This is a genomic window from Microcystis sp. M53602_WE12 (genome assembly GCF_030065455.1).
In the GTDB taxonomy this organism is placed as follows: domain Bacteria; phylum Cyanobacteriota; class Cyanobacteriia; order Cyanobacteriales; family Microcystaceae; genus Microcystis; species Microcystis aeruginosa.
This window is the reverse complement of sequence record NZ_JASJFB010000400.1, coordinates 1-3,653: the sequence shown is the minus strand read 5'-3', so window position 1 is coordinate 3,653 and position 3,653 is coordinate 1. Positions and strand designations below refer to the sequence as shown.

5 protein-coding genes are annotated in these 3,653 nt (G+C 42.9%); 1 reads left to right on the top strand and 4 read right to left on the bottom strand.

Features of this window, described 5'->3' with window-relative positions; translation table 11 throughout:
* Positions 1 to 301 precede the first annotated feature (301 nt).
* Positions 302 to 484 (top strand): hypothetical protein, encoded by a 183-nt coding sequence (locus PX482_RS13530; RefSeq protein WP_071825054.1) that lies wholly within the window; start codon positions 302 to 304, stop codon positions 482 to 484.
* Positions 485 to 579: 95 nt separating this feature from the next.
* Here the strand turns inward: PX482_RS13530 and PX482_RS13525 are convergent, their stop codons facing one another.
* The 4 genes from PX482_RS13525 to PX482_RS13510 form a co-directional block, all read right to left on the bottom strand.
* Complete coding sequence (locus PX482_RS13525; RefSeq protein ID WP_002760125.1) at positions 580 to 951, bottom strand: hypothetical protein; 372 nt, start codon at positions 949 to 951, stop codon at positions 580 to 582.
* Between the two features lie 694 nt (positions 952 to 1,645).
* On the bottom strand, positions 1,646 to 2,047 hold the full coding sequence (locus PX482_RS13520; RefSeq protein ID WP_287169945.1) for a phosphomannose isomerase type II C-terminal cupin domain: 402 nt from the start codon (positions 2,045 to 2,047) through the stop codon (positions 1,646 to 1,648).
* Positions 2,048 to 2,173: 126 nt separating this feature from the next.
* Positions 2,174 to 2,470: an Asp-tRNA(Asn)/Glu-tRNA(Gln) amidotransferase subunit GatC gene (gene gatC, locus PX482_RS13515; RefSeq protein ID WP_288094672.1), complete on the bottom strand. Its 297-nt coding sequence runs from the start codon at positions 2,468 to 2,470 to the stop codon at positions 2,174 to 2,176.
* Between the two features lie 158 nt (positions 2,471 to 2,628).
* Positions 2,629 to 3,150 carry a photosystem I assembly protein Ycf3 gene (locus PX482_RS13510; protein WP_002760118.1) on the bottom strand — a complete coding sequence of 174 codons (522 nt, stop codon included), beginning with the start codon at positions 3,148 to 3,150 and terminating at the stop codon, positions 2,629 to 2,631.
* Positions 3,151 to 3,653 lie beyond the last annotated feature (503 nt).

The window sequence follows — 3,653 nt, the reverse complement described above, 5'->3', positions numbered from 1 at the left end:
ATCAGTGATCAGTTATCAGTTATCAGTTATCAGTTATCAGTTATCAAAAGCTCCCATCTCCTTGTCTTCTAACATTCAGTTACAGCCTTTCTGATAAGCTGTTAAGCATTTCAATTGCTTGTTGCGACGCGGCAAGAGGCAAGAGGCAAGAGGCAACAGTAAAGGGATTGGGGGAGATTCGGCTAATCTTAAGAATAAGTGCTTTAAATGCGTCTTAGCTTAATAGATGAAGTTTAACCTAATTTGAGCGAAGACCTACGCCCCATTATTCAGATAACTGCTTGGCTCTCTTATTCTTTGTGTGATCAGTTTAACTTATATAGTAGTGATCGATCTCTGTGTCCTTTGTGTCTGGAGTGGTTCCCATTCCACTCACTTGCCCGCAAAACTGTATCTTAGAATACATTTTACCCACCAAACCAGGGAGAGCCACTGCTTTAGTTCAATAATGATGAAAAAACCCGGTAAAACCGGGTTGCACTAGCTTGGAATCTGTATAGTCAACCGATAAAGCAGTTGAAAACTTAAATAAATCTAAATAGAAAAAAGGTAAGTAATTCCACTGTAAGAAAATCAGATTTAATGAATCATCCCGCAAGTTAGGGGACAAGAAGCATAAACAGCTTGATGAGAAGTTTTTGCCTCACCGTGTAACCAGTGCAACCAGCTAACTTCATGGGGATGAACACCTTTTGCTGCTAACAAAGCGGCACTAATTAGGATAGCCAAAATGTTAATACCAATAATCATTCCCGCCACTAAAAGCACGGAACTAACCGGTAAAACCGACTGTAAGATAATCGCCGACAATGCCCCCACTGTCATCATTAATACTACTAAAGGAAATCCCACTACTAATAAACAGACAGTGAGGACGAAACTCCAGAGAAGAAAGCTTTTTAGCATTGCTAAAGAAACGTGGCCCCAGTTATTTCTTGCGGTTAATTGCATCTTCCTGACCTCTTACAAACTTGGTGGTCTAACTTTTCTGCACGTCGGCTCAAAGTTGATGAGAACCAGTATAGGGAAAACACCGAAGAAGATGAGCTATTCGCAATATAAATTTACAATCATCGCTGATCATCTATGTTATATGTATCGAACTATTACAAAAATCGCCAAGAGGTATCGAAAACTTTACAATCGGTTTCCCTTGATCCCCAATCTAGTTTCCTACTGAAATCCTTGATCCCCGTCGATAATCCTTTCTTGTCTCCCTGTCCTCAGATTTTTCCGCGTCTCCTTGTAACAAATATTTACAAGTACCTCTAGAATTCTCAGAAAATAAGTGGACGACAGTAACCAGTAATCAGTCACCAGCAATCAGTAAACTGAAAACTCGCATTTGTCACAGAATTGACATCTGGCTGTTATAGTCCTGACAAATGAGAGTTATATGCTAAAGTTAATCCAGCAAAGGAATAAATTATTTCCCCTAGCCCAGCTTTCCTCAAGCTTCCCACACAGGGCCTAGGGGAAGTTTATTTTTCTGCCATGGAGGAAAACCGCTACCCGGCCCGAAAAGAAAATTTTTCTAGAACTTGACAAGCCTTGACAGCAGGGAAGACAGTCAGGCAGACTAACCTCAAAAGGTTTTTGGGGCGAAAATATAGTTTCTTGCCTTTCTGTCTCCCTAAACACGGTCTTAGCTCTGATGGCGAGCATAATCATCCTGAAAACGGACTATATCATCCTCTCCTAAATATTCCCCATTCTGCACTTCGATTAATACCAATTTGATCACCCCGGGGTTTTCCAGACGGTGAGCCGTACACTGCGGCACATAAGTGGACTGATTGGCTCCGAGAATTTCTTCGTTATCTCCACAGGTGACTTTTGCCGTTCCCGAAACCACAATCCAGTGTTCACTGCGATGGTAGTGCATCTGTAAACTGAGACGATGACCCGGATTCACTTCAATTCGCTTGATTTTATAACCAAGACCTTCTTCTAGAGTGGTGAAAGAACCCCAAGGTCTAAATTCTGTTGCTGCCGATTCTACGGTCGAAATAAGCTGAAATGGTGCCACATCTTGAGATGCGATCATTATATTATGTCTCCATTGCTAGGTCTGATCTTAGTCCAAGATAGCAGCAAAAACCCTAGATGGCATCTAAATCAGTGATCAGTAAACAGTAAACTGAAAACTCACATCTGATCACTGATCACTAATTCACTCTTCGTCGGTGTTGAGAATACGGGGAACCCGGAAATAATCCCCTTCTGGAGCCGGCGATTCCTGCACTAAGACCTCGTGATCGGGATAAAGTCTATTACCATCGGCGCGAGTGATATTTTGAATTTCGATCGCTCGCGTGGTGGGTGGCACATTTTCCGTGTCTAATTCGCTTAACTGCTCGAAATAATCCAGTATCCCGCTTAATTGCAGCGCAAATTGTTCTTCTTCGCTGCTATTAATCTCTAAACGGGCTAAATGGGCGATTTTTTCAACTGTAGCTCGATCGATCATGGGAGAAATGGGGTAATGATGAATTATGAATTATGAATTGGGGAGTGGGGGAGTAGGGGAGTGGGGAGAATAAAGCTGCCTTTTGCCTTTTGCCTTTTGCCTTTTGCCTTTTGCCTCCTGTCTCCTGTCTCCTGTCTCCTGACGACCGACTCCTCAATTTAGAAGAAAACATCAATTTCCGATCGCCCGGTGATTTTCAGCCAGTTTTGGGCTTCAATGTAGTTATTGGGGGCTAATCGGATGGCTTGTTTCCAGTATTCTGCCGCTTTGTCGTAGAGTGCTTCCGCTTCGGCCTGTTGACCGTCTTCTCTGGCTTTTTCCCCCTGAAAATGGTAAATAACGGCGATATTATTCAAAGCGGAGGGCATTCTGGGATTAAGTTGGATAGCTTCTTCGTAGTATTCCAGAGCCTTTTCATGCTCGCCGTTACTAGCGTGGATAATGCCGATATTGTAGAGGATATAACTGCGATCGTTAGGATCCTCTTCTAATGTTAAAGCCTCATAGTAATTATCGAGGGCTTCGGCGTATTCGCCGTCAGCTTGGGCAGACATCCCATCACGGTAATAAACAAAGGCTTCCTTGGCTTTTTTATTGGCGGGGAGCATCTTTAAAATGATATCCGCCATGACGGTAAAAGATTTATCAATAAAATTATCGTTACGTTGAGTGCGTGGCATAGTTAGGACAAGTAGGCGATCGAGATGACTACTTACCTTTATAGCACTCGCAAGCACCCCCAGGGCTGTTTTTCTAATTTTTCTGGCTAGGGTTTCGATCTGGAGTATCTTTGCTAGTCCGGCAATGGCAAGAAGTTAATGGCTCATTCTCCAGCCAAGAACCTAGTCGGAACACATCTCATTCCGACGAGCATTGGTGCAACTTTACCCAAGATTCTGAGTAATTAGGGCTGGCTGAATAAATCTAAAAACCTTGTTGGGTAAGACTTTTAGACCTTTTGTCAATCAAAAAGCACTGGATATGGGAGTGATCGGGGGGAAATTTAGGCACTTTTTCCCTGAAAATTAGGTAATTGGCCACCTCAAAACTGGTAAAACCCCACACCCCACACCCTGCCCCCAGGAAAAACTTTTTGCCGCAAACGCTATGTAGTCATCGGTCAAGACAGTTGTGCTACTGCATTGAGAGCATAACTTTTAGTAATAAAAGGAGAAGTCATGGT